Here is a 25,203-nt window from a genome sequence, read left to right as displayed (position 1 = left end):
ACTGGTCAAGGGGCCATCGAAAGCAGCCGCGCTCTAAGTCAGCTTGCCCCTCAGTGAGGGGCCTAGCTGCAACACTTTTCAGATCTGAGCGGATCACCCCCCTTCCGTAGAGCATCTTAAATGCTTCAAAAATTCCCTTTAATAAAAGAGTATGACCACCCTCGATTTATATAACCCTTGCTTTCTCGCGTCTTAACGGCCTTATCACTATCTTTCATTGAGAAATCGATAGCAATAACTTCTGATTCAATTGAAATCGAGCCAGCGTGCTCATTGGCGGCGAACTCTCCAAGTACCTTATCCATCGTATGAATAGGCATTTTCTTATCGATTGCAGTAGCTAAAATCAACAAATCATTGACTGTATTCTTAATGTTCTCCTTAGGTGTAATACGCTCTTGAAATTTGACAAATAAATCCAATGCAATATCGCAAGAGCTTTCCGTCAAGTTATGACACCGTATATCATTATCCAACAAAAACTCCATTTTCTTTTTGAGTTTTTTTTGCTTTCCTTTATCAAGATGCGAAATACTTAGCTTAAACGCCTCAATATTTTTTTCATTGATTATTGAAGTAATTGAGCTATTACCAAAAATTCTATAGGGCTGAAAATCATTAGAAAAATCAATAATAATACTATCAGTTCTTTTGGCTCCCATCTTGGCCCATTTCAAATTCCCAGCGTGCTCAGAATATGCGTCGATTAAGGCCACTGTATGTCTGCTTCCATACCTCTCTGGATTGATCACGTAGTAGTCGACCTTTCCGTTTTCCCTTGTATGAAAAAGCAAAAACTCTGCAGCCGTCACTGCCGATATTTCAGATGATTTTGCCTTGTGTGGCTCCCAATGCCCGGAATAGCAGTACGAAATTATTTGCGTGTCTACAATCATAAAAATTCTTCAACTAACAATACTGAGAAAAACACTCACATCGCGAACCATGAAAACATTCATGAAGGAATGTGTATGCTACAGGGCTACTACCAAAGCAGAATTAAACTCAAAGTAGGCGGGGGATTGGTTTACTACCAATTCAACCCCAACCTTACCAGCATACTATTATCGATCAAAAATCCAAGTGACGGCCACAGTGACCAATAACGATACGCCTGGTTTCAGCAAACCATTCAAAATGTATCCTCAGAGTAGTGGCGGGACTATCTTTTACGCCGTACTTCAAGTGCTTATCCATTTGCACATATTTCCCTTTATACAAAAATTTACGTATGCGCTGCCCCTCCAAACTTAGATTAGCCTCATTAGCTGCATAAGACTTATTACCAAATACTTCTTTAGCCTGTTGGTCCCCACCACCCGCATTGAGCGACTCCCAATAACTATCAGCGAGCTTAATAAGCAAATCATATGCTTTTGAAACATTATGAAATCCGCTAATATCAGACTCTTGGGCTGATTTGTATGCCGAATCAAGCACTATTAATCGATCTTGATAAAGAATTGAACATATGCGCAAAGCCCCCTCAAGGCAAAGTTCATTCTTCTCAAGCTTTCTCAATGAATCACGAATTAATTGTAGCGCTTTAAGGACTTCTTCATTCGGGTCGCTTGCGTCTTGCTTCCCAGACAATGAATATTGGAGACTATCGACGACTGACTGAAGCCTACGACAGTCATACTGATACTCCTCAAGTTGGTCCTGCATAGAAAGTATTTGATTGTCACGCTCCGATAAATCCGCACAAGCCAATTCAAGAAGTTCCAGATTGTCATCTTTATCATTAGCGTAGCGCTCGTTACTTCTTTTATCTACCGCACTCTTTAACTTTGAGCGCAACATGACTTGATTTACAAACTCTAATGAAATGTGACGCCAAGAAAGTGGGATATTGGTTCGATGGGTGATCATTGCAAGTATTTCCGACTCTATTGCACCTTGCTCTTTAGCCAGATCAGAAAGCGATTCACCTGAAAGCAGTATTGACTCATAAAAATCGCCCCCCTTTCTCTTCGGAAAGACTATACGTATCGCCCCTCCAAATGCAATTAAGCGCCGCCCCACCAACCCCTCTAAATTAAAAGTGTCAACGCCATGACCCACAAAATAAACATCTGCTAAGCCGATCACGACTCCGCGAACTCTTTCGGGCTCGATTAGATACTTTCCTTCTTGGTCGCAACTAACCAATACAATCGGGTGCCTGCGATCCTCACTTACTACTGCGGCAAGATAAGAACTATAGCTTTGGTCGCATAGTTTTTTTAAGAATAGTCCAGGCGTCTCGGACGTTGGACGACATTTCTCGAACAGACTAAGCATTAGCCTGGGTCGAGTGACTTTTACAGGTGCATTGACCCTAGCGCTGATCTCATCTGTCTTGAGGATTATTGAGCAATCAATTGGTGAATTATGAGAGTCATGACGAAGACCAATTTCCGTTGTCCATCGACGTCCCGGGACATCACTATCAGGATGTGAGAAGCGGGCGGAAAAAAACTTGGGGAATTCAGCGGTATCCGGTCGGTCTAACATCGAGCGAGCAGTCAGTGTTACGCCATCTTTTAGTTTAAACTCCTTTATACCTTGCAGTAATTTTTTAGGCTCAACATAAGAACCTGGACCAGATACTTTGCCAACCCATTTAGCAACAATTTTAACTATCTGCTCAATTCCATCTTCAGGCTCAAGCTTCAAACTATTAGCATATACGAGCATCTTGCTTCTCCATGAACCAAGTGATATCAAAGAGACACTATACTATGAAGCATGCTTTCTGAAAATATAAAAGTCCGCGCTACATAATGAGATGAACGTATGCTCTGAATTGCTTCTGACTTCCTGAACATAGGCGATTGGCTGCCTTCAGCCGACAGTAGTCGACTACGTATCCCCCGATAGGTAGTTGACTAGCGCATACCATATGCTCAAAAAACTGTGTCCTCATCATGCAAGCATGAACCGGCCACCCACCCACCAGTAATGGTGCTCAGGAGGCCAGATCATGAGATGCCCTTGATCCCGGAGGTAAGGAGCCGCCAGTCCCGCGTTAGAGGACATCCCCACAGGTCAGGGCCCTTGATCCCTGATAACACTCAGCATTCTTGGCGGGATGACGTGGGGCGAGCTGATTCAATACATATTGAAGGGAAGTATGAAAATATTCACCTTAACTAATATTGACTCTCTGCATTGATAATCACCTCCTTAATATTAATTCTAGCGAAATAAACGCTAATTGCGACTGTTAGCTGGCCAAGTATACTGACGATAAAAATCAATAAGCCGCCGACGCTACTGATACCGGATTTCACGACCCAAGGAACTAGGGACAGAGACGCAAAAAAGACAGCGTAGAATAGACTCACCCAAAGATGAGACTTTAACTTCCAATAGTCCGGCCATCTTACCAAGACCTTGAATGTATCGCTGTCATCTTGCAGCAGTACACGAGCTTCGTTAAAAATCCATGCAGCGAGAGCTGCAGGTAAAAACATAAGATACTTCAGGGCTTCGTCGTTAATGGCAATAGAACTAGCGAAAGATTGTATTTGTTGCCCAAGATATACCCACGACAAGAACCCGACAGCCAAAATGCACGCCTCTACGCTGAGAAAAAACACGCGAAGGTAATAAAATAATTTCACTTCAATGCCTCATATCACGCTCACTACTAATATTCGCAAAATTAATGCGGGCCACATTCGCTAGAGCCTCGGGGTCTGGCTTTTTATCAAACATAAAGCTTTTCTGAGACTCTGAAGTTCTGACAACGACTTCATTTCCGTTCTCAATACCCATTGCTTTTCCTGTGCCATACCCATCAGCAGCCATTAGGAGAGCTGCGTCAGTTATATCAGGCTCATTTGATGGCTCATACTGAGGATTCTTAAGTATTTGCTCTATCAACTCAAGCAACTGAGTTGATAGGCCCTTATTTTTTGAGGTGGTTTCTCGAACTGATACCTCATCAGCCTGTCGACGCCTAACGTAGTTATCAAGGCTACCCCATAAACGCCCGAATAGAGGGTTAGGGGGATGAACTTTTGCGGAGAGCTCCGTAATTATCTCAAGAGATTGAAGCTTTTCTAAGAACGCTCTATAGTCTGCGACGGGCTCTACAGTACAATCTACAAAAAAATTATCGTAAGCCGATTCAATGATAGCTTTAAATCGACGAGGAAACACATCCTCCTGAATTCCGTTCCAGACATGAAGGAAAGCTAAGCCAGAGAAGTCAGGAAGATAAACAAATGGTGCGCTAGCCTCCAAGAGATAAGGAGCTTCAGTTTGCTTTTGCTGTTTGGTTGGCTCGTTTACTATGGTTACCTCGCCGTCCTTGGAATACTTTGCAAGGTTTCCAAAGATGAAAGGCGTTGAAGATCCACGATTATCAATGACATCCGTAATTGTCCACTCGAACTGGCCGAGCGCGATAATTGGCGCATTGGCTATAGCGCTCATGAGTTTATCTTGATTTAGCTGACCTAACTTAATTACCCTGGCTAAGTAATAGCGTCCATTCCGCACTTCAATCACCTTCAAATCACATAACAGTTACAGATCTACCATTTAATGGCTTGAGAAGTTTGCACCTTTAGGCGACAGCCACACTCAGCCTTAGTTACTTTGACCACAAAGACCTGACATAAATTGCGCCTCGCCAAGTTGATTCTCCACAACCGAACTATTCCTTAAGGCTTACACAAGATATGAGGCTGAACACCTAAATCTTTGCAGGCACTTATGAAAGTATTAATAAGCCAGATAAGCTGTGTGTGGTGTGGCTTGCATTTACCCTTAAGAGACAAGTCTAAAAATATTACTTCAAGCTGGCTCTTGCTTATAAAAGGTGTTGCAAGAACAATTTTCCTTGTAGAATTCTGATTCTCGAATATTTTTGTTAGCGCATTGTCAATGTCACTCCAAACTTTCCCGCCCCTGACTCGGCTGATTTTGGTATTTTCGTAGTTTTTATTCCAGTCCCTGTCATGTTTTTCCTTAAAATCTTCCAGCGTAGAAAATACCCTGCCTATATTCTTAAGCCCCTGTGCTACAACCTCATGAAAACTACTCGCCCCATGACTGTCCTTCTTAGTGAATTTCGCATGAATAAACGTGATCGCAGGGGGGCTGGAGTCAGGTTCTAAGTAAATATGATCTGCCCATTCGTCATTCATATCATCACAAATAGTAATCCCAGGGGCTTTACAATAGTTATCTTCTATCTTTCTGAATAATGACGCGACGGGAAATTCTGAAATGTGATCTGGGAACGGCTTCACTCCTTTCTTGTGCTGCTTTTCTTTCTCGCTATTGACCCCTGTGAAGTCATATTTCTCATCAAAAATTGAAAGTATGGAAGTAAGGCTAGGGATTAGACGTTTATCTTGGAAACAAGATCGCCCGAAGTAGGCGTACTCTGGAGAGTTGAACATTACCGATATTGGCTTAGTATTATTTATGTACTTGCTGAGAGAGATAGGCGGCTCGCCTTTAATCTCAACAGAAATCTTTTCACAAATTCCAGAATGAAACGTTACCTGCTTTTTATTTAAGGTTAATTTGGCAGGCAGTTCAGCACCTTTGAGGCGTAATTTTTTGGAGCTATTTATACCAATAGAACACTTAAATATATTGAAAATCCTGGATATTTCTTCCGACGTACAGTCCCGCTCTGTCGAACCATCGTTGATCCGCAGCTTAGAGATGCCATCACCACCTCTGATAGCTTCATCTAACTCGTCCAAATTTATGAATATTGCAGTAGGCTCGATTTTCTTTTTTTTAATCTCACCTAGAGTAATGGGCGCTGCGAATTCGCTGATGAATTTACTTGCATTCGCGAGATTGTTAATCTCTTCAATCGTAGAAATAACCCAGTTGGAAAATTCTTCTACGCCAGTTTTTTTATCTCTGAATGTTACCCGAGATGAATTTGGAGTTAAGGTTATAGTATCGCCCTGAACACGAATCCTGAAGTTCTGAGGAATTGACCGACTTGAGGAGTTCGAGGCTAGTAGACCATTTAATTTGAAGGCTTCATATGACCGACTCCTGATTACAGCATTAGATATCGCCATGTTGTTCATGGTTACCTTTTCGTATTCAGGCGAATTCCTTCCTTGGAAATTGGTGAATCGTTCATAGTCAAACTCTTCTAAGTATCCATCTAAAGCTTTTTCCACATAAGGAACATTTCTTTTAGTAATAGCCACACAGTCATTGTATTCGACCATCAGTACAAAGCAGTACTTTTCCTCTTCAATGGTAGTTCCAACTAAAAAAGGTGGCTCAGTTAGTTCTTTAAAGGCTATGGCCGAACAAGTCACCTGCTCGGTTGCCGTACCTAACTCTTCTTTCGTAATTCTAAATAAAGGATTTCCAACACGATCCTCTGATAGCTCCTTAAATATCTCATTAATTTTTGTCTTGCTAATTTTTTTCTTTATTTTATAAAACTGAGCACTTTTTGAAAGATTTAGATTATATAAGTCCATTTTTATATTCCACTGCTAAGCATCAGTGGTGGCATTGTGCCTTCCGACATACAAAAAAATCAATGCCAATATATGGCCTAACGCGCGGCATTCCCTAGCTATCTGGAGGCTGTAAGCAAAACTCACTCTGGAGGTGTGTTTATCCGCTAGGTTCACTGGTCATTGCGTACTCCAGTGCAGGTGCAGGTGCAGGTGCAGGTGCAGGTGCAAAGGATAGTTTTAGAGATATACGCCAGCAGCCAAAAATTAAAAACCATTGTAAATCATATAATTATGATTATTTTCGACTCCTGGTGCCGCACCATACGCAGTACTCAAGAGGCTCACCGAAAGGTGGGCCTTTTTTGTTTTCGGCCGCGAGTGTGACTCACATACGCAACCGTGGGAGCGAGCTGGCTCGCGAAGGGCCGCAAGCGGCCCCAATTGACTAACTTACTGGCATCACCTCTCAAGCGGCTGATGCTACGAGCACTGACGCCCAGCGCTTCGGCCGCTTGGTCGAGCGTCATCCGGTGCCGCAACCGCCAACGAATGAAAACCCGGGTATTTTCATCAGGAGCATTCTGGGCAAGCGCGTCCAGCAGCAGGGTGTCCGCACCAATCTGAATATCCAGCGTCGGCCATTCCACCGCCCCCCCCCCTCCATCGCCCAGTACCACCCCTTCAAACATTTTGCGCTCGGACAGTGGCGCCAATCCCGGATAAGTCTTGAACGCATCGCTCATATCCAGGGTGAAATGCTGACCATTGGTAAATGGTGAGCTCAAGGCTGGCGCCCGATAGAGGCTGTACAGTCTTCAGACGGGGACGTTTCATCGATGCCATTCCATCCACTCCTTCAACAGATCGGCCTGATTGGCCGCGCCCCAGGCGGAGGCATCCTGCACCACTGCTCGAATACCTTGGCCTGAGCTGGATCAAAACCGATCTGCGATAGCAACTCAGGCAAGCTCAGTGAGCGAAGCTGCCAAATTCGAAGCCTGGTTGCGACGGGCTGGCAGGATCCGATGGCACCAGAAAAATGGCGCGATGGATGAGTTACCAACCTGACGAAGCGGTCACTTGAAGGTCAGTCAAACAACCCCCTGCATAAAAAACTCAACCGGCACCTTAAAATACTCAGAAAACCCCTTTATCTGAGCAACCGTCATCTTCCGTTTATTGTTAAGTATCTCCGACACCGCACTCTGAGTCGCAATACCCGACAAATCCTTTTGCTTGATCCCTCTATCTGTCATAAGAAACGCCAGCGCTTCCGACTGCGATGAACAAGGGACCAAAACCGTTTCCGTTTCATATTCATGCACACGATCAGCAACCCATTCCGCGAAGCGTGCAGCCACATGTTCCTCACTGTCCGCATGAGAATAGAGCTCATCAATCAATGCCATCCGCTCTTGCAGATCCGTGTCACTCTTGATCGGATCGTGGCATGCCGAAAGCAATTGAGACATCGTTGAAATCTGATCATTCAGACTATTCAACATTGGTGAAATATTAGCTATGAAATCATCTAGTCCAGGGGCTTCGACCTTATCACGCTTCATTTCATCACCTATCGATAATTGCCATCTTACATAAATACCGGTCTTGCTGTCTTGCAACTTACCTGACTTCCGTCTTGCACCACTTGTCGTACTCTGCATGCGACAAGATTTCCTTTATATATATGGTGCCATTCCGCGTATTCACCCACGCGATAATTCGGCACTCATTCTTCTTGATATCAAACACATAGATATCAAGAGGTCCTTTCCGACTCGTCTGCCTCAGTTTGGAGTAAGGGATCCGGTCGACGTTCCATCCCGAGGCTGTGAGCCAGACCTCACGAAACTGCTCGAAGGACTCAAAACGAAGGCCCGCCCTGTCGAATGTGGCCAACCACAAGCTCAGCGGCGCTTTCCACTGACTATGGACCTCCATGGCCCGTGCCACTGCTGGTTTAGCTATCACTCGCATGAATTTCCAGCCTCAGGCACCTACACACGCGGAGCAGATTATCGCAAATACAGATAAATTCAATGCGATTATCTGAATTCGCGATAAACGGCCCCGGCTGCCAGCAAGCCCTCTGCAAATGTCTTGAGCCCATCAATCAAAGGTCGCCTGTCTGCCCGCTCAGGTAGAGCACTCCGAGAGGGATTGATATCACTAGGCTATCAACCTCATGATTCCACCCATGACCAACCAAACTCATGAAACACAGAAGGGCCCAAACATTGAACCTGCTGCGCACTTTTCTACTGGTTTGCGGATTTCTTTGCGCAGGGGGCTGTGCATCGACCCTGATTCCCAGCGATGAAGGCGGACGTTTTGTTCTGACCGAGGACGCCGTCTATTGGAGTGAAACCAACCTGCTCAACCCTGACCCATGGCTGTTCGGTTTGACCAAGGGCGAGTACATCGCGGTGGGCCATAACGACGAAGGTATCTATTACCGCGGCCCGAGAGGCTGTGTGGTCGTTCTTTTGAATCCCGATGGCGTGGAATACCTTAAAACGGGCACACGTCCGGATACTGCTGAATTTGTATTCGCGTATGGACCAAACGGGGAAGGAGGGGTTTTCATTCCATACGACCCGAGTGATGTCCCGTTCTTCTATGTCTATCAGGACTATCGGCGTCATACGGGAGACCAGGAATCGAAAATGCCGCTTCGCCCGGAGTCAGCGGTCAACACCTTCAAGGGCGACTCCCCGGCCGGAGAGATCATTCCCTTCAGGCCGACGGCCGTCCATGTCGTTAACCCACATGACCCTACCCTACCATTGGATCCTGCCAGCGCTGCGGGTGCGAGCATTGCCCCCTATGTTGGGCGCGCACTTGCCATGCCGCTGGTACGCAGCGTCCAGGGCATGCCGCAACTTCTGTATGGAGTCGGTGATAGAAAACTGCAAGAAAGGCTGCGCGCTCATATGCGGGAACACCGCTACACCAAGTCGTCAGCCACTGTTGACGAAAGCGTGATGGCGTCCAAGAAGTAAAAGAAACACAACTGGTAGAGATGCAGTGAAGTTGCTCACCAACTCGAACGCGGCCGCTGACGGGTATGAAACACCCCAAGAACCTGAAGACTGGTTCCACGCACACGATAAGGAATCAAATACGACCAATTAGGAACAACCCACTCCCTCGTATCCCTGACCCGACCTTCACGCCCCATTGCGGGAAACTGAGCCAGCATATCCACGCTGGCGAAGATCGCATCAACGAAGTCATCTGCAGCCTTGGGATTTTCAAGCGCAATATAGGCAGCTTCGTCTTCCAGGTTATGCAGGGCTCTCTCCAGCCACTCAACCCGCATCCCGACTCCAGCGACGAGCCCGCATCGCCGCGACCTGCTCCTCCGTAGCAAACTTGCCCTCATCAGCTTCCTTCACCGCCAGTTCGACCTGGGCAGTCAGCGTTTTTTCGTGCTCGATGTAATCACGCAACACATCCATTGCCAGATAGCTCACGCTCTGCCCATTGGCCTTGGCGAGGTCAGCGAGGGAGTTGGAAAGGTCTTCCGGCAGATTCAGGGATATCCCGGTCATGGCAGTCTCGAGGGTGAGGTTTGCTGGAAAGCTTACACCCTGAACGGCTTGCATGAGCCAACAGGTCGTCGCGAGATGTCTCCCCACCAAAAATCCCTTGAACTTAATCCGGCAGCACACGGGCTAAACCAATATCGACACCCGCCCAGCGAGCCCCCCACCGTGAGCGACTCCCCCCTCCTCCCCGCCGGCCTGCACTACGTCGACGACACCACCCCCGGCATCACCCGCCGCAAGCTGCGCGGCAAGTTCGCCTATTTCACTCCCGACGGCGAACGCATCCGCGACAGTGCCGAAGTCACCCGCATCAACGCCCTGGCCATCCCGCCCGCCTACACCAAGGTGTGGATCTGCCCCGACCCCGACGGCCATCTCCAGGCCACCGGCCGCGACGCGCGGGGCCGCAAGCAGTACCGCTACCACCCGCGCTGGCGCGAGATCCGCGATGCCGACAAGTACGCCAGCCTGCTGGCCTTCGGCAAGGCCCTGCCGAAACTGCGCGCCACCTTGCAGCAACACCTGGCCAGCCCCGAGCACAGCCGGGAAAAGGTGATGGCCACGGTTATCCACCTGCTCGACGAAACCTTGATCCGCGTGGGAAACGCCCGCTACGCCGAGCAGAACCGTTCCTACGGCCTGACCACCCTGCGCACCCGCCATGTCGAGGTGAGCGGCAGCACCATCCGTTTCCATTTCCGCGGCAAGAGCGGCATCGAGCATGAGGTGAGCGTCCAGGACCGGCGTCTGGCGCGGATCATCAAGTCGTGCCTGGAGCTGCCGGGCCAGCAGTTGTTCCAGTACCTGGACGAACACGGCGAGCGCCATAGCGTGACGTCGAGCGATATCAATCGTTATCTGCAGGAACTGACCGGCGCCGAATTCACCGCCAAGCACTATCGCACCTGGGCCGGCAGTGCCCTGGCGCTGATGCTGTTGCGCGAGCTGGAGTGGCAGCCGGAAGGCGCGGCGAAGAAGCATGTGGTGGCGATCATCAAGGAGGTGGCTGCCGAGTTGCGCAATACGCCGGCGGTGTGCCGCAAGTGCTATATCCATCCGGCGCTGATCGACGCCTTTCATGCCGGGGAACTGGCCGGCCTGCGCCTGGCGGCGGCGCGCAAGGGACTGCGGGCCGAGGAGAGTCTGTTGATGCGTTTTCTGGAGAAACTGCCTGTTTAGGAAGGCCCACCAAGCGGCGAGCCTTCCCGTACTACGCGGCTAGGCGCTAACCCTCAGCCGCCCCATTTCAATGCCGTCGATCACCGCATCCACCAGCCCTTTGGCCATTTCCGCCGAGTACATCGAGGAGAAGACCAGCCCGTTTTTGGGCACGTCTTCGGCGAATTCGGTGATTTGCTGGAGGGTGTCGTAGATCCCTTTCATCAACAGGGATGCATGGACGAGGGCGTCTTCCGTGTCGATTTCCGCACGGACGGTGAACATGGGTTGATGGCCGGACTTGCAGTGCCCGAAGGCGACCATGGCCGTTTTGCCAAAGATGGCGTGGGGTGGATCTGGAACGATCTTGTTCATAGTGAAACTCCTCCTGTTGCTTGGAGTCATCACCGTTCCGCGACCAAACAGATTGGTGACGACCGTGTGCAGGTTGGTCGACCGGGACAAGAGGCAAACCCGGCAGGCACGAATGCCTCCCGCACACAGCCGCCATAAGCACGCGCGGACGCCAAAGCGCCCAAGAGCATGGGGATGTGTCTGTTTGCACCTTGTTTCAACGGGCGACCAAACCCGATCGCTAAACCACAGCGACCGCGAGAGCCTACCGCCCATCCCCACCCGAGGCAAGGAAACCCCTCCCTTGCCATTCCTCGTGAGCCGAATAAACTCATTATTCGGCTCATTTCGTGAGCCGAATAGCATCCCCAATCGGCTCAGAGGCCCCCATGGAACCCTTCTGGATCTGGCAACAGCCGCAATGGCCGGCCTTTCACTGGCAAGCGGATCAGCTCGCCGACCTGCTGCGTCAGTGCGTTCACCAGCAAGGTCACCTGCTCGGCAAGATGGGCTCGGTGGGCGATGAGCAAAGCCGGCAGAGCATGCTCGATGCCCTGCTGCAAAACATCCTCACGTCCTCCGCCATCGAGGGTGAAACCCTCAACGCCGGCTCGGTGCGTTCCTCCCTGGCCCGCCGTCTGGGCGTCGACGAACCCGGCTCGACCAGCGCCCGCAGCGAAGGCCTGGCCGAACTGATGCTCAACGCCATCGACCAGTCCGAGCAGCCCCTGACCGAGGACCGTCTGTTGCACTGGCACGCACTGCTGTTCCCCGACCAGGACAACACCCTCGCCCACCGCCCCCTGCGAGTAGGCAGCCTGCGCGGCGAAGAACCGATGCAGGTAGTCTCCGGCCGACTCGACCGCCCCACCGTGCATTTCGAAGCGCCACCGCGCCTCGGCCTGGAAAAGCAGCTGGCGACCTTCATCGACTGGTTCAACGGTGATTCCCACAGCCTTGAGCCACTGCTGCGTGCCGGCATCGCCCACCTGTGGTTCGTCACCCTGCACCCGTTCGATGACGGCAACGGCCGCCTGACCCGCGCCCTCACCGACCTGGCACTGGCCCAGGGCGAGCAGCAGGCAATCCGCTTCTACGCCATGTCCGCCAGCATCCTTGAACATCGCCAAAGCTACTACCGCATCCTCGAACAGACTCAGAAAGGCACGCTGGATATCACCCTTTGGCTGGACTGGTTCCTGCGCACTCTGCTGGAAGCGATGAACCAGGCCTTGGGCACCATCGACCGGGTACTGGCCAAGACCCGCTTCTGGCAAACACACCGCGCAACGCCGCTGTCCTCCGAACAACTGAAGGTGGTCAATCGCCTGCTGGATGGCGGCTCCAAGGGTTTCGAATCCGGCATCAGCGCAGCGCAATACCAGGCCGTGGCGAAAGTCAGCAAGGCCACCGCGACCCGGCACCTGGCGGACCTGCTGGAAAAAGGTGTGCTGGAGAAACTGCCGGGGGGTGGGCGGAGTACGCGCTATCAGATTGCAGACGGAACCTGACGCCCGCGGTTCCATTCTGAAATACCGAGTTCAAGGCGACAGCATTAGGCCATTCACCGCAACATCGATCTTGCTGGTCTGTGTTGTTCTTGCGGGCCTCATCGCTGGCAAAGCCAGCTCCCACAGGGACCGCGCCGAGCACAAATACTTTGGCTGGCTCAAAACCCTGTGGGAGTCGGCTTGCCGACGATAAGCATGGGTATTCCAGGTAGGAGCTGCTTCAGCTGCGAAGGACCGCACAGCGGTCCCAAAACCTGCCAGCTCGGTGAGCCTGGGGGAACGCGGCAGACCGGGCACTGTGAATCTATGATGCGGCTTGGTCAGAGATTCGTGCTGGATGGTTTCGGGACCGCTGTGCGGTCCTTCGCAGCTAAAGCAGCTCCTACTTGGACCGCGCCGCACGGATGCCGTCAGAACCCAAACACCAGCAACAGCTGCCCGTACACATTCCCCCGCGCCGTCCCCAACTGACTCCCGCCCTCCTCCGCACTCCGCGCCGGCTTGTAGTAGCCCACCAACGGCAACAGGCTCCAATGCTCGTCAATGGCCCATTCGGCATACAGGTCCAGCTCCCGCGCATCACGATTGCCCAATCTGAGATCGAGGGTGTCGAAGTCATAGAACAGCGCACCAACCTTCAGGCTGTCGCTGACCGCCGCCTTCACGCCGATATGCTGCACCCGCGTGTTGCTGTTGAACGGCCCGGCATAGTTGGACGCGACCTCGCCCTGGAACCAGGTGCCCAGTGCCCGGCCATTGCCGTAGAACAGCGGGTCGTAGCCTTCGGAGAAACGGCTGTAGCGGTAGTTGACGCTGGGCTTGCCGGACAGTTGCGAGAAGGTCCAGCCGGCCTCCAGGTACCAGGCGCTTTCATTGCCGCCGGACTTGCGCTCCCAGGCATGCTCCCCCGCCAGGAACAGGTCGCTGATCCCGGCATTGCCCTGGCCACGCACGCTATAAAGCTTCATGCCCTTGCGCTCGGGGTAGAGGATCTCTGCCAGTGGCTGATCGGTGTCGCTGACCTTGATCGCGGTCAGCCCGAGGGTGCCGGCCTCCGCCACATGCTCCAGGGTCGCCACCGACAATTCGGGGCTGGCCTGGGCCGGGTTGTCCGACTTGAGCCACATCAGGTCGCCGCGCCAACCCTGCTGCCCGCCCCAGCGCAGGATCGCGGTGCGGTCGAAGGCCTTGCGCCCGGTGAGGTAGTAGGCGCCACCCCGGTTGACCTGGCCGTCCAGCAGGCCCTTGCCGATGTTGAGGGCATCGCCGGAGATCAGGAAGCCGTCACCAACCACCACGTTCTGCCGCCCGCCGGAGATTTCCAGGGTGTCGCTGCGCCAGCCCAGGTAGGCGTTTTCGATCTTGCTGGTGCGCTCGTCACCCACAGTCCAGCCGGCTGCGTCGCCATCACCGAAACTGGCGCTGCTGACCCAATCAAGGGCGCCAAACAGCTCACCCGGGCCTATACCGCGCTGCTTGAATTCGAGGCCATATTGCAAGGTCGCTTCCTGCCAGTTGACGCTGCCGGGTTCACGCGCGCCGGTCTGTGCATAACTTTCCCGGCTGTGGAAAACCCCGACGGCGCCCTGCACTTTGGCGGCCAGTTCGGTATCGGCGTCTTCGTACAGGGTGACCGCGCCCGCCATCGGCGAGAGCGCCAGCAGCAGTGGTAGGGATGCCTGTAATTGTTGTTTTCGCATCGATCAGTCCCCAGCAAGAGTCAGGCAGAAATTTCGCCTTCGGCGTACATGTCGGCGAGCACGCGCCATTCGCCATCGAGCAGGCGCCAGACAAACAGGCTCTTCATCGAGAAGGCCTCGCCCTGCAGCGGCAGCACGCGCCAGGTGACCCAGGTGTAGGCGGCGCTGTCACCGAGGTCGGCAAGGCGGTCGATGCGGATCGAGGCGCTGCGGGAGTCGTTGACCAGGGCGGACAGCAGTTCCTGCAATTGCTCGGTGCCGTGGTACAGCGCAGCGCTTCCGGCACCGGTGATCTCGGTGCCTGGCGTGTACAGCTCGCGGACGATGGCGGTGCTGTCGCGACGCTCCCAGAGCTGTTGCAGCAAGTCGAGACGGGCTTGCAGGGCATTTCTCAAGGCAGCAGTAGGCATATTCGAATCCTCTCGGTCGAAGTGGGGGTGCCCCGGGTGGGGCAGTCGGTGGGGAAAACGTCGGAAGTCAGCGACGCCCGTTGCCGTAGCCGGCGAGCTGGTGGCTGACCTTGCCGAAGGTGCAGATCAGGTTGCGCAGGCGGTCCTTGCCGGGGATCCGCGCGCGCGGGATCGAACTCATCACGTCCCAGTGGTGCGAGCCGCCGCTCATGCCGTCGGCCACCACCTGGCTGATCACATGGCTGGGCGTGACCCCAAACCCCGAGTAGCCCTGGACGAAGTACGCATTGGGCCGCCCCGGCAAGGTGCCGATCTGCGGGAACAGGTTGCTGGTGCACTCCATCGGCCCGCCCCAGGCCAGGTCGATGCGCACCGGTTCCAGGTAGGGGAAGATCTTGAGCATCAGTTGGCGGTTCCAGTCCTTCAGGTCGTTGGGGATGTACTCCAGCAGGCGTGTGGCGGAGCCGAACAGCAGGCGGTTTTCACTGGTCACCCGGTAGTACTCGATGACCGGACGGATATCGCTGAAGGCCCCGCGGATCGGGCTGATCTGCTGGATCAGCGCGTCGGGCAGCGGCTCGGTGACCAGCTGGAAGGCGTAGGTGTTGACGATGCTCTTGTGCAACTCCGGCTCAAGACGATCGAGAAAGGCGCCGCAGGACCAGAGCAGCTTCTTCGCCCGAACCGAGCCCTTGGCGGTGCGGACATGGATGGTGTCGCCGTAGGTCACTTCCAGCACCGGGCTGTTCTCGAAGATCCGCCCGCCCAGGCCCACCAGCGCACTGGCCGAGCCCAGCAGCATGTTCAGCGAGTGCAGGTGGCCGTTGCCCATGTGCTTGAGGGCACAGCTGTAGGCATCGGAGCCGACGATACTGCGCACCTCGCTGCCTTCCAGGTAGGCGATTTCGTGGTTCGGGTTGAGCTGCCGGAACTCCTTTTCCCAGGCCTGGAGCAGCTTGCCCTGGCGCTTGTTGAAGCCGAGATAGCCGTAGCCATGGCGGAAGTCGGCATCGATGCCGTATTTGGCGATGCGCGACTGGATGATGCTCGAACCCAGGTCGCTGATCTCGAACACCGCCTTGAGGCCGTCGTCGCCGACGCTCTTGCGGATCTTCTCCAGGTCATGGCCGATGCCGGCCATGATGTGCCCGCCATTGCGTCCGGAGCCGCCGAAGCCGAGGTAGCGGGCTTCCAGCACGACGACGTCGGTGATACCGCGCTCGGCCAGCTCCAGCGCGGTGTTGATCCCGGAGAAACCGCCGCCGATGACCACGACCTCGGCCTCCAGGTCCTGCTCCAGGTCGGCGAACTTCAGGTCGTACTTGCGGGTGGCGGTGTAATAGGTGGTAGGGGTTTCGACGGACAGCATGGGGTCACCTTGTACGTGTGGTTCAGCAAGCGGTTAACGGGAAATCGCGCCTTCACCCGCCTGGCGATCCTGCAGGCGGCGGATGGCATAGAGCACCAGCGAGAGCAGCAGCACGCCGATGCCGGTGGCGACTTCCTTGAGCCCGCCATAGCCAGCCAGTTCGGCGGAGGCGGTGCCGACCACGACCACCACGGCGGTAAACAAGCTCAAAACCCAGGCCACCGGGATCCAGCCACGCCCCAGGCGCACCGGACGCGGCTGGTCGGGGGCGTCGCGGCGCAGCAGGATGAAGCCGGACAGGGCAAAGAAGATCGCCACCAGATAGCCGATATTGGCGGTCACCAGCATCGCCAGCGGCGAGGACAGCAGGAAGATCATCGCCAGGTTCAACACCACCGCCACGCTCATGCAGCGTCCCGGCACCTGGTGCTTGTTCAGGCGGCCTAGCTGGCGGATGGTCAGGCCTTCCAGGGCCATGCCGTAGAGTGCACGGGAGCCGTCGGCGAGCGCCGCGTTGAGGCCCATGAACAGGCCGACCAGCAGCGCAACGATGAAGAAATCGCTGAAGCCATTGCCGACCACGGCGTTGAAAGCCTCGATATAGAAACCGCTGGGATTGGCCAGTGCGCTTTCCCGGTCCACCAGGCCGCCCAGACCGAAGGCCACGGCGGCAAACACCAGCACGGTGTAGGTGCCGGAACTCAGCAGGGCCAGGCGCATGTCGCGCTGGCTGCGGTATTCCGGGCCGAAAGCGGCGCACATTTCGGTGCCGTAGGCGCTCCAGCTGACCAGGAACAGCCAGACCAACGCGCTGCGCCAGAAGCTCCAGTCCAGTACCAGCGGTTCGTCCAGCGCATGACGAAAGCGCGCGAAGCTCCAGCCGTCACCGAAGACCGGCGAGACCGCCAGCACCAGGATCGGCACCAGCAGCAAGGCGCCCATGTACTTGGAAACCGAGGCCGCCATATGCACGCCCAGGCGGTTGAACTGCCAGAACAGCAAGAGCAGGCCGGCACCGATCAGTTGCGGCAAACCGACGCTGAGCGGGCCGAGCTGATGCACCCAGGTCTGGCTGGCAAACCACTGCGCCTGGATCAACGCACCGGCACTGACGCTGACGATCGACAGCACCGCCGACCAACCCAGCCAGTAGCCGAATGAGGCCAGCGGGCCGACCAGCATGCAGCGCCGCCGCCAGCCTTCGGTAGCGATCATGGCGATACCGCCGGGCTTGTCCGGGAACATCGCCGAGACTTCGAGGAAGATCCAGTTCTGACAGGCACCGATGGCCGCCGAACCGACCCACAGCGCCAGGGCGCCCAGCGGGCCAAGCACCCCCAGGGCGAAACCGAAGGAGGCGAAGATGGAGCCGGACACCGCCATCGACAGGGCGAAGGCATCGGTCCAGCGCAGGGTCTGCTGCAAATGCTGGCTGTTGTTGTTATTCATGGCCGGGTACGCGCTAGGGAAGATGAGCCTCGATTAAAGGCCCTTCTCCCCCTTGCGACTACTGCTCACAGCGCCAGGCGCTTGGCTTGTGGTGCCAGCCGGGCAAAGCGCGATGGGTGGCTTGATAAAACAATTAACATGTTAGTAAATGTAAGAAACTTCGGCGCCAGCGCGGACGGCGCATCACAAGAACAACACCGGTTCCAGCCGGCCCGAGGTGAGCCATGAATCTGCAGCACAGCACGCTGTTCCAGGGGCGGGAAGGTTTCGAGGTCTGGCACGGCGACCTCGCCAGCAGTTGCGGCACCTTCCATGTCGAACCGCCCACCGAGCCCATCACCAGCTTCCAGGGTGCGGTCACCGCACTGGACAGCCAGCGCAGCTGCGTCGAAGGCGCGCGCATCACCAGCAACTGCTCCCACGTGCACCGCTCGCAGCGGGACATACGCGGCGACGACAAGGACTTCTTCTACCTGGTACTGCAATTGGGGGGCGAAGCGCTGGTGCGCCATTGCGACCAGGACACCCGCCTGCTCAGCGGCGACCTGGTGCTGCTGGATGTGGCGCGGCCCAGCGATTTCTACTTTCGCGGGCTAAGCGACCAGGTTTCGGTGATCCTGCCGCGCAGCGAGGTGCTGCTGCGCTTCAAGGAACAGCGCCTGCGCCTCAACCAGCGCATCGAAGCCACCTCGGCCATCGGCGGCATGAGCGCCATGCTGATGAATCAACTGGTGAACAACAGCCAACTGGCTAGCGGTGAGGCCCAGGCCGTGCTGGATGCCATCCTTGCCCTGCTGCGCCCGGTGCTGACCGCGAGCACGCCTGTGGACACTCCGCCACCTGCCTTGATGACCAAGGCCAAGGCCGTGATCGAACGGCACCTGGCGGACGAAAGCCTCAGCCCGGACCGCATCGCCGCGGCGGTCGGCACCTCGGTGCGCAACCTGCACCGCCTGTTCGCCCACTGCGACACCAGCGTGGGCCGCTACCTGCTCGAACGACGCCTGAACCGCTGCGCCGAGGCGATCCTGCAAAGCGAGGTGAAGATCACCCATATCGCACTGAGCTGGGGCTTCAAGGACTTGAGCCACTTTTCCCGGGCGTTCAAGAGTGCGTTCGGGGTTTCGCCGAGTGAGTATCGGGAACGTCGGGGATAAGGGGCGCTGGATTGTCAGCCGCCGAAGGTCTGAACGAAAGGCGCGGCATTCTTGCGGATCGCTGCTGCCACATGTGGCGCCTGCTCGCACAGCTCGGGCGAGTTCACCAGAACGCGCTCCAGCACTTCCAACTGAGCACGAATCACGTCCACCGGGCGCTCTACATCGCACACTGCAGCGAAATCCAAAAGCCCCTGGCGAGATGCAAATAGCGACTTGTTCCCCACCAGATCGAGCGCCAGTACGTCCTCGGGGATATAGGCCGTGGTGTTGACAATGTCATAGGCAGGCGCCAGTCGTGCATCGCGTTGGGTTGGATCGGAATACAGCAGCCCGAAGTTCTTCAGATGGGCATCGCCATTACCAACGATGCAACTCAAGGAGACGCTGGCAAACAATTGCTCAAGCGAAGTCGCAGTATGGGCCGGCGGACAAAACAGGCGAATGGCCTTGGCAATCGCCGAATAGCTCTTGCTGTATTTTTGGCCCGCGGATAACCCCATCAGGGCAGCCATATCTTCGAAGCCAATGGGATCAAGCCGTTCATCGCGATCGAAGCGGCGCATCACAAATAGCTTGCTGTTATCCGAAAGGAAGAACTCTGGCACGACGATGCCCGCTTCTTTCGCCATCGACATGCAGAGAAACTCGTTGATGGCCAATCCGGGAAACTCGGCCCGTCCGCTCTTGATGATCAGGTCAGAGGTTTTCGACGTGAAGCGCAGCGGTCCGGCACCGGCCTGCTCGGGCACCAGCACTTTCGGCTGAACGCCCGAAATCCCGGCGCGCAGGATATAGCGATCCACCAGGTCGACGAAGATATCCTCGGTGCCATCCCAGCGCAGGATCTCCTCCAGCCGCTCTCCTGGAAATTGCTGGCGCTGAAGCAGGGCATCGACCGCGCTGGAACTGATGGCCACCCGCCCGATAGGCGAACTGCTGCCGGATAGCGCCAGCAGCAGCGCCGGATCCACATCGACGATTTTCGCCAGGCGATTACGCAGTTGCTCCAGTACATATCCTTCCGGCAGGTTCATCTGGAAGATCGGGTGCAGCTCACGGCTGCGGTAGTCCTCCGTCCGCACAGGCATCAGCAAACTGACGCCTACCCTTGCAGCGGCCTCTGCGTCGTAGCGAAACAGGTAATCGTCCAACGCTTCGAGGATCCGTCCGCTCTCGCCTTGAGGCGTAGCGACTTTCAACGATGTCTTCATCAGTCAAACAGCCCCTGCACTTCTTCCAATGTCGGCATCGCTGCCGGTACCACCTTGAGCTCGCAATCCAACGCACCGAGAACATGGGCGTAGGCGAACATGCCTATCGACAGACTGCCTTTCTCCACAGCAATGACTTTTTGCCGGGTCAGCCCCGCCAGCTTCGCGAGTTCGGCTTGAGTCATGCCCAGATTAAGGCGGCGCTGACGGATCTGGACAGCCAGGCGGGAAATGAGGAAAGAAGGTTCCATGTTCTGCATACGTAACAATTTAAGGTTTATGTAACGTATACGCGACCTTAAAAAAAATCAAAAACCGCCTCTACCGTCCGTCGGGAGACGGGAGACGGGAGACGGGAGACGGGAGACGGGAGACGGGAGAACAGTGGGAAGTGCCGCGAGAAGAAAAGACACCAGGAACGAAAAGGGGCCGCATAAGCGGCCCCTTCCTTTACCAGGTCAGAATCAGAAGATGCTGATCGGGTACTCGACGAACACGCGCAGTTCGTTGCCGTCGTCTGCGTAGTCGATGGCACGCAGGTTGTTCGAAGCACGCAGGAACGAGCTACGTACCTTGACGCTCAGGTCCTTGGCAGGGCCTTCCTGTACGACGTACTTGAACTGGTTGAAGATCTCGCGCTCGGTACCTTCACCCAGGCCGTGGGTGTTGATGTTGTCACCACGCACGAAGGCGAAGGTGTAGGTCAGACCCGGTACGCCGTAGGCGCCGAAGTCCAGGCCGTAGCCGATCTGCCAGGAACGCTCGTCTTCAGCGTTGAAGTCGGACCAGTAGGAGTTGGCCAGGTAGATGGTCGAACCACCGTCACCCACGCCGCCACCGTTCTGGTACCAGCCGTACTGGTAGCCGGTGCTGCCGGTGCTGCGCTGGTGAGCGATGGTCACCGAGTGCGGGCCGTAGGCGTAGGTGGCTGCCAGGCTCCAGATGGTGTTGCGGTCGCCGTGCAGGCCGATCTTGTCGACGTACTTCTTGTCGATGTCGGACTTGTAGCCGTTGAAGTCCAGGGTCAGCGACTGGTCCTTGGCGATCGAATGAACGTAGTTGACGCCCAGGTAGTGCTTCTTCAGCACGTCTTCGACATCGGAGGTGTACAGCGAGGCGGACAGGTTCGGCATGAACTTGTAGGTACCGCCGAAGACGTTGATCGACTTCAGGCCGCTGTCACGCTGCTCGGTGGACTTGCGCGCTTCACGGGTGTAGCGACCGGCGTTCAGCTCCAGGCCTTCGATTTCCTTGGAGTTGATCGAGGTGCCGGTGAAGCTTTCAGGCAGCAGACGAGCGTCGTCGTATTGCAGGACCGGCAGCGATGGCATCTGGTCGCCGTACTTCAGTACGGTGTTGGAGACGCGGAACTTGACCGCTGCACCAGCGCGGGAGATGTCGTGCTGGGCGTTCTTGCTGTCGCCACGCTTGAAGAAGTCGATACCGCCACCTTCGTTGTGACCGGTGCCGCCGTCCAGGCGCACGCCGTACAGGCCGAAGGCATCAACGCCGACGCCGACGGTGCCTTGGGTGAAGCCGGAGGAGAACTTGCCGATGAAGCCTTGGCCCCATTGCATCTGGTCGTTGGTGTCGTGCTTCTTGTCGCGCTTGATGTAGGCATTGCGCAGCAGCAGGGTGGCGCTGCTGTCTTCAACGAAGCCCTTGGACTCTGCTTGATCGTTTGCCATTGCCGAAGTGGCGGCCATAAGTCCCAATGCGAGCAGACTGATCCGGGTTTTCAACATCTTGTTTTCCTTATTGCGTGATTTGATACGCGCTGCAGCCAAACGCCAGAACCACGCCCCCTGCGTGGGTTGACGCTCACGGACTGAAAATGAAAGGCCCGCGTGCGAGTGATCGCAGCGGGCCTTTTATTCTTTGTGTCTTGGCCGAACGGCCTACAGGCGTTGGGCCGAATCCTAGCCGTGGGCGGAAGGCGATGTCAAAACTTCGTGAAACTATGATGGCAAATTTCACATTTTTCGGCGTTTTCCTCGGAATTTCGATATTCCGAAAACGGAATCGGTCGTTACAAATGTCAGAAATTGGCGGAAACGTCAGGAATTTCGGGAAAACGGAAATGATTCAGCCGAGAAACATTTAGATACATATGTCCGGGACGGATGCACCTAAAGAGTTAACGTTTGCAAATGCCAAGCATTATCATTCGCGCGCTTTTAAACATCCAAAAACATCTCCGGATACCCACCAGCATGCCTTCCCCCTGCCGCCTTTCCCCTGTGTCCCTGGGTTTTTCCCTGCTGTTCGGCTCCAGCCTGGCCATGGCCGCCACTACCAACCTGCCGGAACTGACGGTCACCGCCGACAGCGAGCGCGAACGCGAACGCGATGATCCACGGGTCAAGGAAGTGACCACCGCCACCCGTACCTCGACGCCGATCCGCGAAGTGCCGCAGGCGGTGGATTCGATCAAGACCAGCAATGTCCTCGATTACGGCACCAACGAGCTGGGCAAGGCCCTGAGCGGCCTGCCCAACGTCAGCAGCGGCGCCGATACCCGTTTCGACAGCGTGCGCATCCGCGGCTTCGACGCGAGCAACGACTTCTACCTGGACGGCATCCGCGACGACAGCCAGTACGTGCGCGACCTGCACAATATCGAGCGGGTCGAGGTGCTCAAGGGGCCGGCGGCAGTCCTCTACGGTCGCGGCAGCCAGGGCGGGATCATCAACCGGGTGAGCAAGGCACCGGAGGCCGGGCGGCGCTCCAGCATCGAAGCCCAGGGCGGCAGCGAAGACCTGCGCAGCCTGTATGCCGACCTCAGCGCCGACCCGAGCGAGAACATCAGCCTGCGCCTGAACATGGGCAACCGTGACAACAACAGCTTCCGCGACGGCATCGACGGCAATCGCCAACTGTTCGCCCCGTCCATGAGCTGGCAACTGACCCCGGACCTGAACTGGCTGGTGCAGTACGAATACAGCCGCTTCAACCGCACCCCGGACCGCGGCATTCCCGGCAACCCGCTGACTGGCCGGCCACTGGATGTCAGCCGCGACACCACCTATGGCGACACCCGGCGCGACTACATCGACGACAAGACCGAGTCGCTGCGCTCGCGCCTGAACTACCAGTTGAACGACAGCTGGCAACTGCGCCACACCCTCGGCCTGATCACCCTCGACAGCCGGTTCGACAACACCTACCTGACGGGCTATGTGCCTGCGACCAACCTGGTGACCCGCCAGCGCTGGCAGCAGGACCTGGAGACCCGCAACCTGTTCAACAACCTCGAAGCCGAGGGGCGCTTCGATACCTACGGCCTGGAACATACCCTGCTGGTCGGCCTGGAACTGGGCGAGCAGCGGCGTAATTCGCTGCTGCACAGTGGCGGCAGCAGCGTGCCGTCGCTCAATGCCTTCAATCCGGACCAGAACGTGCAGCACACCGGGCGCATGACCGTGTCCAGCAACAACCACACCGATGTCAGCAGCAGCGGCCTGTACCTGCAGGACCAGATCCGCCTCAACGACCAATGGCAGATTCTCGCCGGCGTGCGTTTCGATCGCTTCGAGGTGGAAACCACCAGCCGGGTCAGCGGCCGCAGCGAGAAACAGGACAGCACCGGCACCAGCCCGCGCCTGGGCCTGGTCTATTCGCCGTGGAAGGAGCACTCCTTCTATGCCTCGTGGAGCAAGACCTTCTCGCCACCTGGCGGCGGCCTGATCGGCATCACCCCGGGCGCGGCGGGCAACACCAACGAGACCGACCCGGAAACCACCCGGCAGAAGGAAGTCGGGGTCAAGAGCGACTGGCTGGACCAGCGCCTGAGTACCACCCTCGCCGTCTATGAACTGGAGCTGTACAACCGCCGCAACCTCGACCCGCTGGACCGCAACCGGGTGATCCTCACCGGCCTGCAGCGCTCGCGCGGTATCGAGCTGACCGCCACCGGCAAGCTCGGCGGCAACTGGTATGTGCGCGGCGGCATCGGCCTGCAGGACGCGACCATCGTCGACGACACCGAAGGCAACGCCGACAACCGCGTCGCCGATGTGGCCAAGCGCAACGGCAGCGTGTTCCTCACCTGGAAGCCGGAGCTGGGCTGGTACGCGGAGACCGGGCTGACCTTCGTTGGCCAGCGCTATGCCGATACCAGGAACACCATCGTACTGCCGGGCTACGGCACCTGGGACGCCCTGGCCGGCTATCGCACCAAGGACTGGGACCTGCGCGCGGCGCTGAGCAACATCACCGACAAGACCTACTACGCCTCGGGCACCAGCGCGGCGCAGATCCAGTTCGGTGACCCGCGCAGCCTGGTGGTGACCGGGACCTATAGCTTCTGACCTTCAGAGCCTCATCGCTATCAGGCGCAACACGAACCCTGTGGGAGCCGGCTTGTTCTGGTCAAGTTTTTCCGGACACCGATTACGGTGATTAAGCGGCCTGCTGCTCCATGGCTATTGGCGACAGGTAGTTGTTGTGGCTGTGGAGCCTGACTCGGTTGTATCGCATGAAGAAGCTGGTTATATCCTGCCTGGCTTCTTCAATTTCCTGGTAACCCTTGGTGGGCACCCACTCTGACTTGAGCGTCCCAAACAGACGCTCTATTGGCGCGTTGTCCCAGCATTGTCCCTTGCCGCTCATGCTCTGCGTTATCCCATGCTCAAGCAGCTCGGATTGGAAGCGCTGGCTGGTGTACTGGCAGCCTTGGTCTGAGTGAAACATCAAGCCTGCATGCTTGCCCCGAATCTCTACCGCCATCCTCAGCGCTTTGCTGACCAGGTTGGCGTCGTTGATCAAAGAAAATGCCCAGCCAACGATACGACGGGCAAACAGATCAATGACTACCGCCAGGTGATACCAGCGCTTCCCGATCATCAGGCTGGTAACGTCGCCGCACCAGACCTGGTTGATTGCTGT

Annotated in this window: 23 protein-coding genes and 1 pseudogene; 5 read left to right on the top strand and 19 right to left on the bottom strand. The window is 55.8% G+C overall.

Translation table 11 applies throughout. The annotated features are described in order from the left end of the window. Window positions 1–125: 125 nt before the first annotated feature. From ACODSK_RS21480 to ACODSK_RS21445, 8 genes and pseudogenes are all read right to left on the bottom strand, one after another. Complete coding sequence (locus ACODSK_RS21480) at window positions 126–896, bottom strand: hypothetical protein (RefSeq protein ID WP_489018981.1); 771 nt, start codon at window positions 894–896, stop codon at window positions 126–128. 175 nt (window positions 897–1,071) lie between these two features. Beyond that, the gene (locus tag ACODSK_RS21475; RefSeq protein ID WP_489018979.1) at window positions 1,072–2,679 is read right to left on the bottom strand and encodes a hypothetical protein; all 1,608 of its coding nucleotides are present in this window, start codon (window positions 2,677–2,679) and stop codon (window positions 1,072–1,074) included. A gap of 455 nt (window positions 2,680–3,134) precedes the next feature. Next, window positions 3,135–3,608 carry a hypothetical protein gene (locus ACODSK_RS21470; protein WP_489018977.1) on the bottom strand — a complete coding sequence of 158 codons (474 nt, stop codon included), beginning with the start codon at window positions 3,606–3,608 and terminating at the stop codon, window positions 3,135–3,137. A gap of 1 nt (window position 3,609) precedes the next feature. Beyond that, window positions 3,610–4,425: a DUF4747 family protein gene (locus tag ACODSK_RS21465; RefSeq protein ID WP_489018975.1), complete on the bottom strand. Its 816-nt coding sequence runs from the start codon at window positions 4,423–4,425 to the stop codon at window positions 3,610–3,612. Between the two features lie 230 nt (window positions 4,426–4,655). After that, on the bottom strand, window positions 4,656–6,461 hold the full coding sequence (locus ACODSK_RS21460; protein WP_489018974.1) for a hypothetical protein: 1,806 nt from the start codon (window positions 6,459–6,461) through the stop codon (window positions 4,656–4,658). 323 nt (window positions 6,462–6,784) lie between these two features. Continuing rightward, window positions 6,785–7,286: pseudogene (locus ACODSK_RS21455) on the bottom strand (DUF2442 domain-containing protein). 248 nt (window positions 7,287–7,534) lie between these two features. Next, a complete protein-coding gene (locus ACODSK_RS21450; RefSeq protein ID WP_489019021.1) occupies window positions 7,535–8,008 on the bottom strand; it encodes a helix-turn-helix domain-containing protein in 474 nt (157 codons plus the stop codon). A gap of 58 nt (window positions 8,009–8,066) precedes the next feature. Continuing rightward, window positions 8,067–8,384: a type II toxin-antitoxin system HigB family toxin gene (locus ACODSK_RS21445; RefSeq protein ID WP_489019019.1), complete on the bottom strand. Its 318-nt coding sequence runs from the start codon at window positions 8,382–8,384 to the stop codon at window positions 8,067–8,069. Window positions 8,385–8,680: 296 nt separating this feature from the next. Here ACODSK_RS21445 and ACODSK_RS21440 point away from each other — a divergent pair, with 296 nt between their 5' ends. After that, window positions 8,681–9,445, top strand: a complete 765-nt coding sequence (locus tag ACODSK_RS21440) for a hypothetical protein (protein WP_489018972.1) — start codon at window positions 8,681–8,683, stop codon at window positions 9,443–9,445. A gap of 35 nt (window positions 9,446–9,480) precedes the next feature. On the opposite strand, the gene ACODSK_RS21435 is transcribed toward ACODSK_RS21440, so the two are convergent. Both ACODSK_RS21435 and ACODSK_RS21430 read right to left on the bottom strand, forming a co-directional pair. After that, entirely contained in the window at window positions 9,481–9,765 is a 285-nt protein-coding gene (locus ACODSK_RS21435; protein ID WP_489018971.1) for a type II toxin-antitoxin system RelE/ParE family toxin, read from the bottom strand. Next, on the bottom strand, window positions 9,755–9,997 hold the full coding sequence (locus tag ACODSK_RS21430; protein WP_489018970.1) for a CopG family ribbon-helix-helix protein: 243 nt from the start codon (window positions 9,995–9,997) through the stop codon (window positions 9,755–9,757). The genes ACODSK_RS21435 and ACODSK_RS21430 overlap by 11 nt, the downstream gene beginning before the upstream one ends. Window positions 9,998–10,159: 162 nt before the next feature. On the opposite strand from ACODSK_RS21430, the gene ACODSK_RS21425 reads away from it, so the two are divergent. Then, window positions 10,160–11,173 (top strand): DNA topoisomerase IB, encoded by a 1,014-nt coding sequence (locus ACODSK_RS21425; protein WP_489018969.1) that lies wholly within the window; start codon window positions 10,160–10,162, stop codon window positions 11,171–11,173. Window positions 11,174–11,212: 39 nt separating this feature from the next. On the opposite strand, the gene ACODSK_RS21420 is transcribed toward ACODSK_RS21425, so the two are convergent. Continuing rightward, on the bottom strand, window positions 11,213–11,527 hold the full coding sequence (locus tag ACODSK_RS21420; RefSeq protein WP_489018968.1) for a DUF3077 domain-containing protein: 315 nt from the start codon (window positions 11,525–11,527) through the stop codon (window positions 11,213–11,215). 368 nt (window positions 11,528–11,895) lie between these two features. Between ACODSK_RS21420 and ACODSK_RS21415 the strand changes: the two genes are divergently transcribed. After that, window positions 11,896–13,017, top strand: coding sequence for a Fic family protein (locus ACODSK_RS21415; protein WP_489018967.1), 1,122 nt, complete (start codon window positions 11,896–11,898; stop codon window positions 13,015–13,017). Between the two features lie 410 nt (window positions 13,018–13,427). On the opposite strand, the gene ACODSK_RS21410 is transcribed toward ACODSK_RS21415, so the two are convergent. The 4 genes from ACODSK_RS21410 to ACODSK_RS21395 all read right to left on the bottom strand — a co-directional run bounded on the left by ACODSK_RS21410 (window position 13,428) and on the right by ACODSK_RS21395 (window position 17,945). Next, window positions 13,428–14,717, bottom strand: coding sequence for an alginate export family protein (locus ACODSK_RS21410; protein ID WP_489018966.1), 1,290 nt, complete (start codon window positions 14,715–14,717; stop codon window positions 13,428–13,430). A 20-nt stretch (window positions 14,718–14,737) separates the two neighbouring features. Next, the gene (locus tag ACODSK_RS21405; protein WP_489018965.1) at window positions 14,738–15,127 is read right to left on the bottom strand and encodes a nuclear transport factor 2 family protein; all 390 of its coding nucleotides are present in this window, start codon (window positions 15,125–15,127) and stop codon (window positions 14,738–14,740) included. 67 nt (window positions 15,128–15,194) lie between these two features. Continuing rightward, the gene (locus ACODSK_RS21400; protein WP_489018964.1) at window positions 15,195–16,496 is read right to left on the bottom strand and encodes an NAD(P)/FAD-dependent oxidoreductase; all 1,302 of its coding nucleotides are present in this window, start codon (window positions 16,494–16,496) and stop codon (window positions 15,195–15,197) included. Between the two features lie 33 nt (window positions 16,497–16,529). Then, window positions 16,530–17,945, bottom strand: a complete 1,416-nt coding sequence (locus tag ACODSK_RS21395) for an APC family permease (RefSeq protein WP_489018963.1) — start codon at window positions 17,943–17,945, stop codon at window positions 16,530–16,532. Between the two features lie 224 nt (window positions 17,946–18,169). Between ACODSK_RS21395 and feaR the strand changes: the two genes are divergently transcribed. Beyond that, window positions 18,170–19,102, top strand: coding sequence for a transcriptional regulator FeaR (gene feaR / locus ACODSK_RS21390; RefSeq protein WP_489018962.1), 933 nt, complete (start codon window positions 18,170–18,172; stop codon window positions 19,100–19,102). 14 nt (window positions 19,103–19,116) lie between these two features. Here feaR and ACODSK_RS21385 read toward each other — a convergent pair whose 3' ends face one another. The 3 genes from ACODSK_RS21385 to ACODSK_RS21375 all read right to left on the bottom strand — a co-directional run bounded on the left by ACODSK_RS21385 (window position 19,117) and on the right by ACODSK_RS21375 (window position 22,061). Then, window positions 19,117–20,316, bottom strand: a complete 1,200-nt coding sequence (locus ACODSK_RS21385; protein WP_489018961.1) for a type II toxin-antitoxin system HipA family toxin — start codon at window positions 20,314–20,316, stop codon at window positions 19,117–19,119. After that, the gene (locus ACODSK_RS21380; RefSeq protein ID WP_489018960.1) at window positions 20,316–20,567 is read right to left on the bottom strand and encodes a helix-turn-helix transcriptional regulator; all 252 of its coding nucleotides are present in this window, start codon (window positions 20,565–20,567) and stop codon (window positions 20,316–20,318) included. The genes ACODSK_RS21385 and ACODSK_RS21380 overlap by 1 nt, the downstream gene beginning before the upstream one ends. A gap of 213 nt (window positions 20,568–20,780) precedes the next feature. Further along, the gene (locus tag ACODSK_RS21375; protein ID WP_489018958.1) at window positions 20,781–22,061 is read right to left on the bottom strand and encodes an OprD family porin; all 1,281 of its coding nucleotides are present in this window, start codon (window positions 22,059–22,061) and stop codon (window positions 20,781–20,783) included. A gap of 468 nt (window positions 22,062–22,529) precedes the next feature. Between ACODSK_RS21375 and ACODSK_RS21370 the strand changes: the two genes are divergently transcribed. Next, window positions 22,530–24,626 carry a TonB-dependent receptor gene (locus tag ACODSK_RS21370; protein WP_489018956.1) on the top strand — a complete coding sequence of 699 codons (2,097 nt, stop codon included), beginning with the start codon at window positions 22,530–22,532 and terminating at the stop codon, window positions 24,624–24,626. Window positions 24,627–24,717: 91 nt separating this feature from the next. On the opposite strand, the gene ACODSK_RS21365 is transcribed toward ACODSK_RS21370, so the two are convergent. Continuing rightward, window positions 24,718–25,203 (bottom strand): IS3 family transposase (locus ACODSK_RS21365; RefSeq protein WP_489018955.1); only part of this gene is annotated, 486 nt, incomplete at its 5' end.

This window comes from Pseudomonas sp. FG98 (assembly GCF_057808595.1).
This window is presented reverse-complemented; position numbering and strand designations above follow the sequence as displayed.

Excerpts from the sequence above, each read along its gene's own strand:
- ACODSK_RS21480 (WP_489018981.1), bottom strand. The coding sequence starts at position 896 with ATGATTGTAGACACGCAAATAATTTCGTACTGCTATTCCGGGCATTGG.
- ACODSK_RS21475 (WP_489018979.1), bottom strand. The coding sequence starts at position 2,679 with ATGCTCGTATATGCTAATAGTTTGAAGCTTGAGCCTGAAGATGGAATT.
- ACODSK_RS21465 (WP_489018975.1), bottom strand. The coding sequence starts at position 4,425 with ATGAGCGCTATAGCCAATGCGCCAATTATCGCGCTCGGCCAGTTCGAG.
- ACODSK_RS21460 (WP_489018974.1), bottom strand. The coding sequence starts at position 6,461 with ATGGACTTATATAATCTAAATCTTTCAAAAAGTGCTCAGTTTTATAAA.
- ACODSK_RS21450 (WP_489019021.1), bottom strand. The coding sequence starts at position 8,008 with ATGAAGCGTGATAAGGTCGAAGCCCCTGGACTAGATGATTTCATAGCT.
- ACODSK_RS21445 (WP_489019019.1), bottom strand. The coding sequence starts at position 8,384 with ATGGAGGTCCATAGTCAGTGGAAAGCGCCGCTGAGCTTGTGGTTGGCC.
- ACODSK_RS21435 (WP_489018971.1), bottom strand. The coding sequence starts at position 9,765 with ATGCGGGTTGAGTGGCTGGAGAGAGCCCTGCATAACCTGGAAGACGAA.
- ACODSK_RS21430 (WP_489018970.1), bottom strand. The coding sequence starts at position 9,997 with ATGACCGGGATATCCCTGAATCTGCCGGAAGACCTTTCCAACTCCCTC.
- ACODSK_RS21420 (WP_489018968.1), bottom strand. The coding sequence starts at position 11,527 with ATGAACAAGATCGTTCCAGATCCACCCCACGCCATCTTTGGCAAAACG.
- ACODSK_RS21415 (WP_489018967.1), top strand. The coding sequence starts at position 11,896 with ATGGAACCCTTCTGGATCTGGCAACAGCCGCAATGGCCGGCCTTTCAC.
- ACODSK_RS21410 (WP_489018966.1), bottom strand. The coding sequence starts at position 14,717 with ATGCGAAAACAACAATTACAGGCATCCCTACCACTGCTGCTGGCGCTC.
- ACODSK_RS21405 (WP_489018965.1), bottom strand. The coding sequence starts at position 15,127 with ATGCCTACTGCTGCCTTGAGAAATGCCCTGCAAGCCCGTCTCGACTTG.
- ACODSK_RS21400 (WP_489018964.1), bottom strand. The coding sequence starts at position 16,496 with ATGCTGTCCGTCGAAACCCCTACCACCTATTACACCGCCACCCGCAAG.
- ACODSK_RS21395 (WP_489018963.1), bottom strand. The coding sequence starts at position 17,945 with ATGAATAACAACAACAGCCAGCATTTGCAGCAGACCCTGCGCTGGACC.
- feaR (WP_489018962.1), top strand. The coding sequence starts at position 18,170 with ATGAATCTGCAGCACAGCACGCTGTTCCAGGGGCGGGAAGGTTTCGAG.
- ACODSK_RS21385 (WP_489018961.1), bottom strand. The coding sequence starts at position 20,316 with ATGAAGACATCGTTGAAAGTCGCTACGCCTCAAGGCGAGAGCGGACGG.
- ACODSK_RS21380 (WP_489018960.1), bottom strand. The coding sequence starts at position 20,567 with ATGGAACCTTCTTTCCTCATTTCCCGCCTGGCTGTCCAGATCCGTCAG.
- ACODSK_RS21375 (WP_489018958.1), bottom strand. The coding sequence starts at position 22,061 with ATGTTGAAAACCCGGATCAGTCTGCTCGCATTGGGACTTATGGCCGCC.
- ACODSK_RS21370 (WP_489018956.1), top strand. The coding sequence starts at position 22,530 with ATGCCTTCCCCCTGCCGCCTTTCCCCTGTGTCCCTGGGTTTTTCCCTG.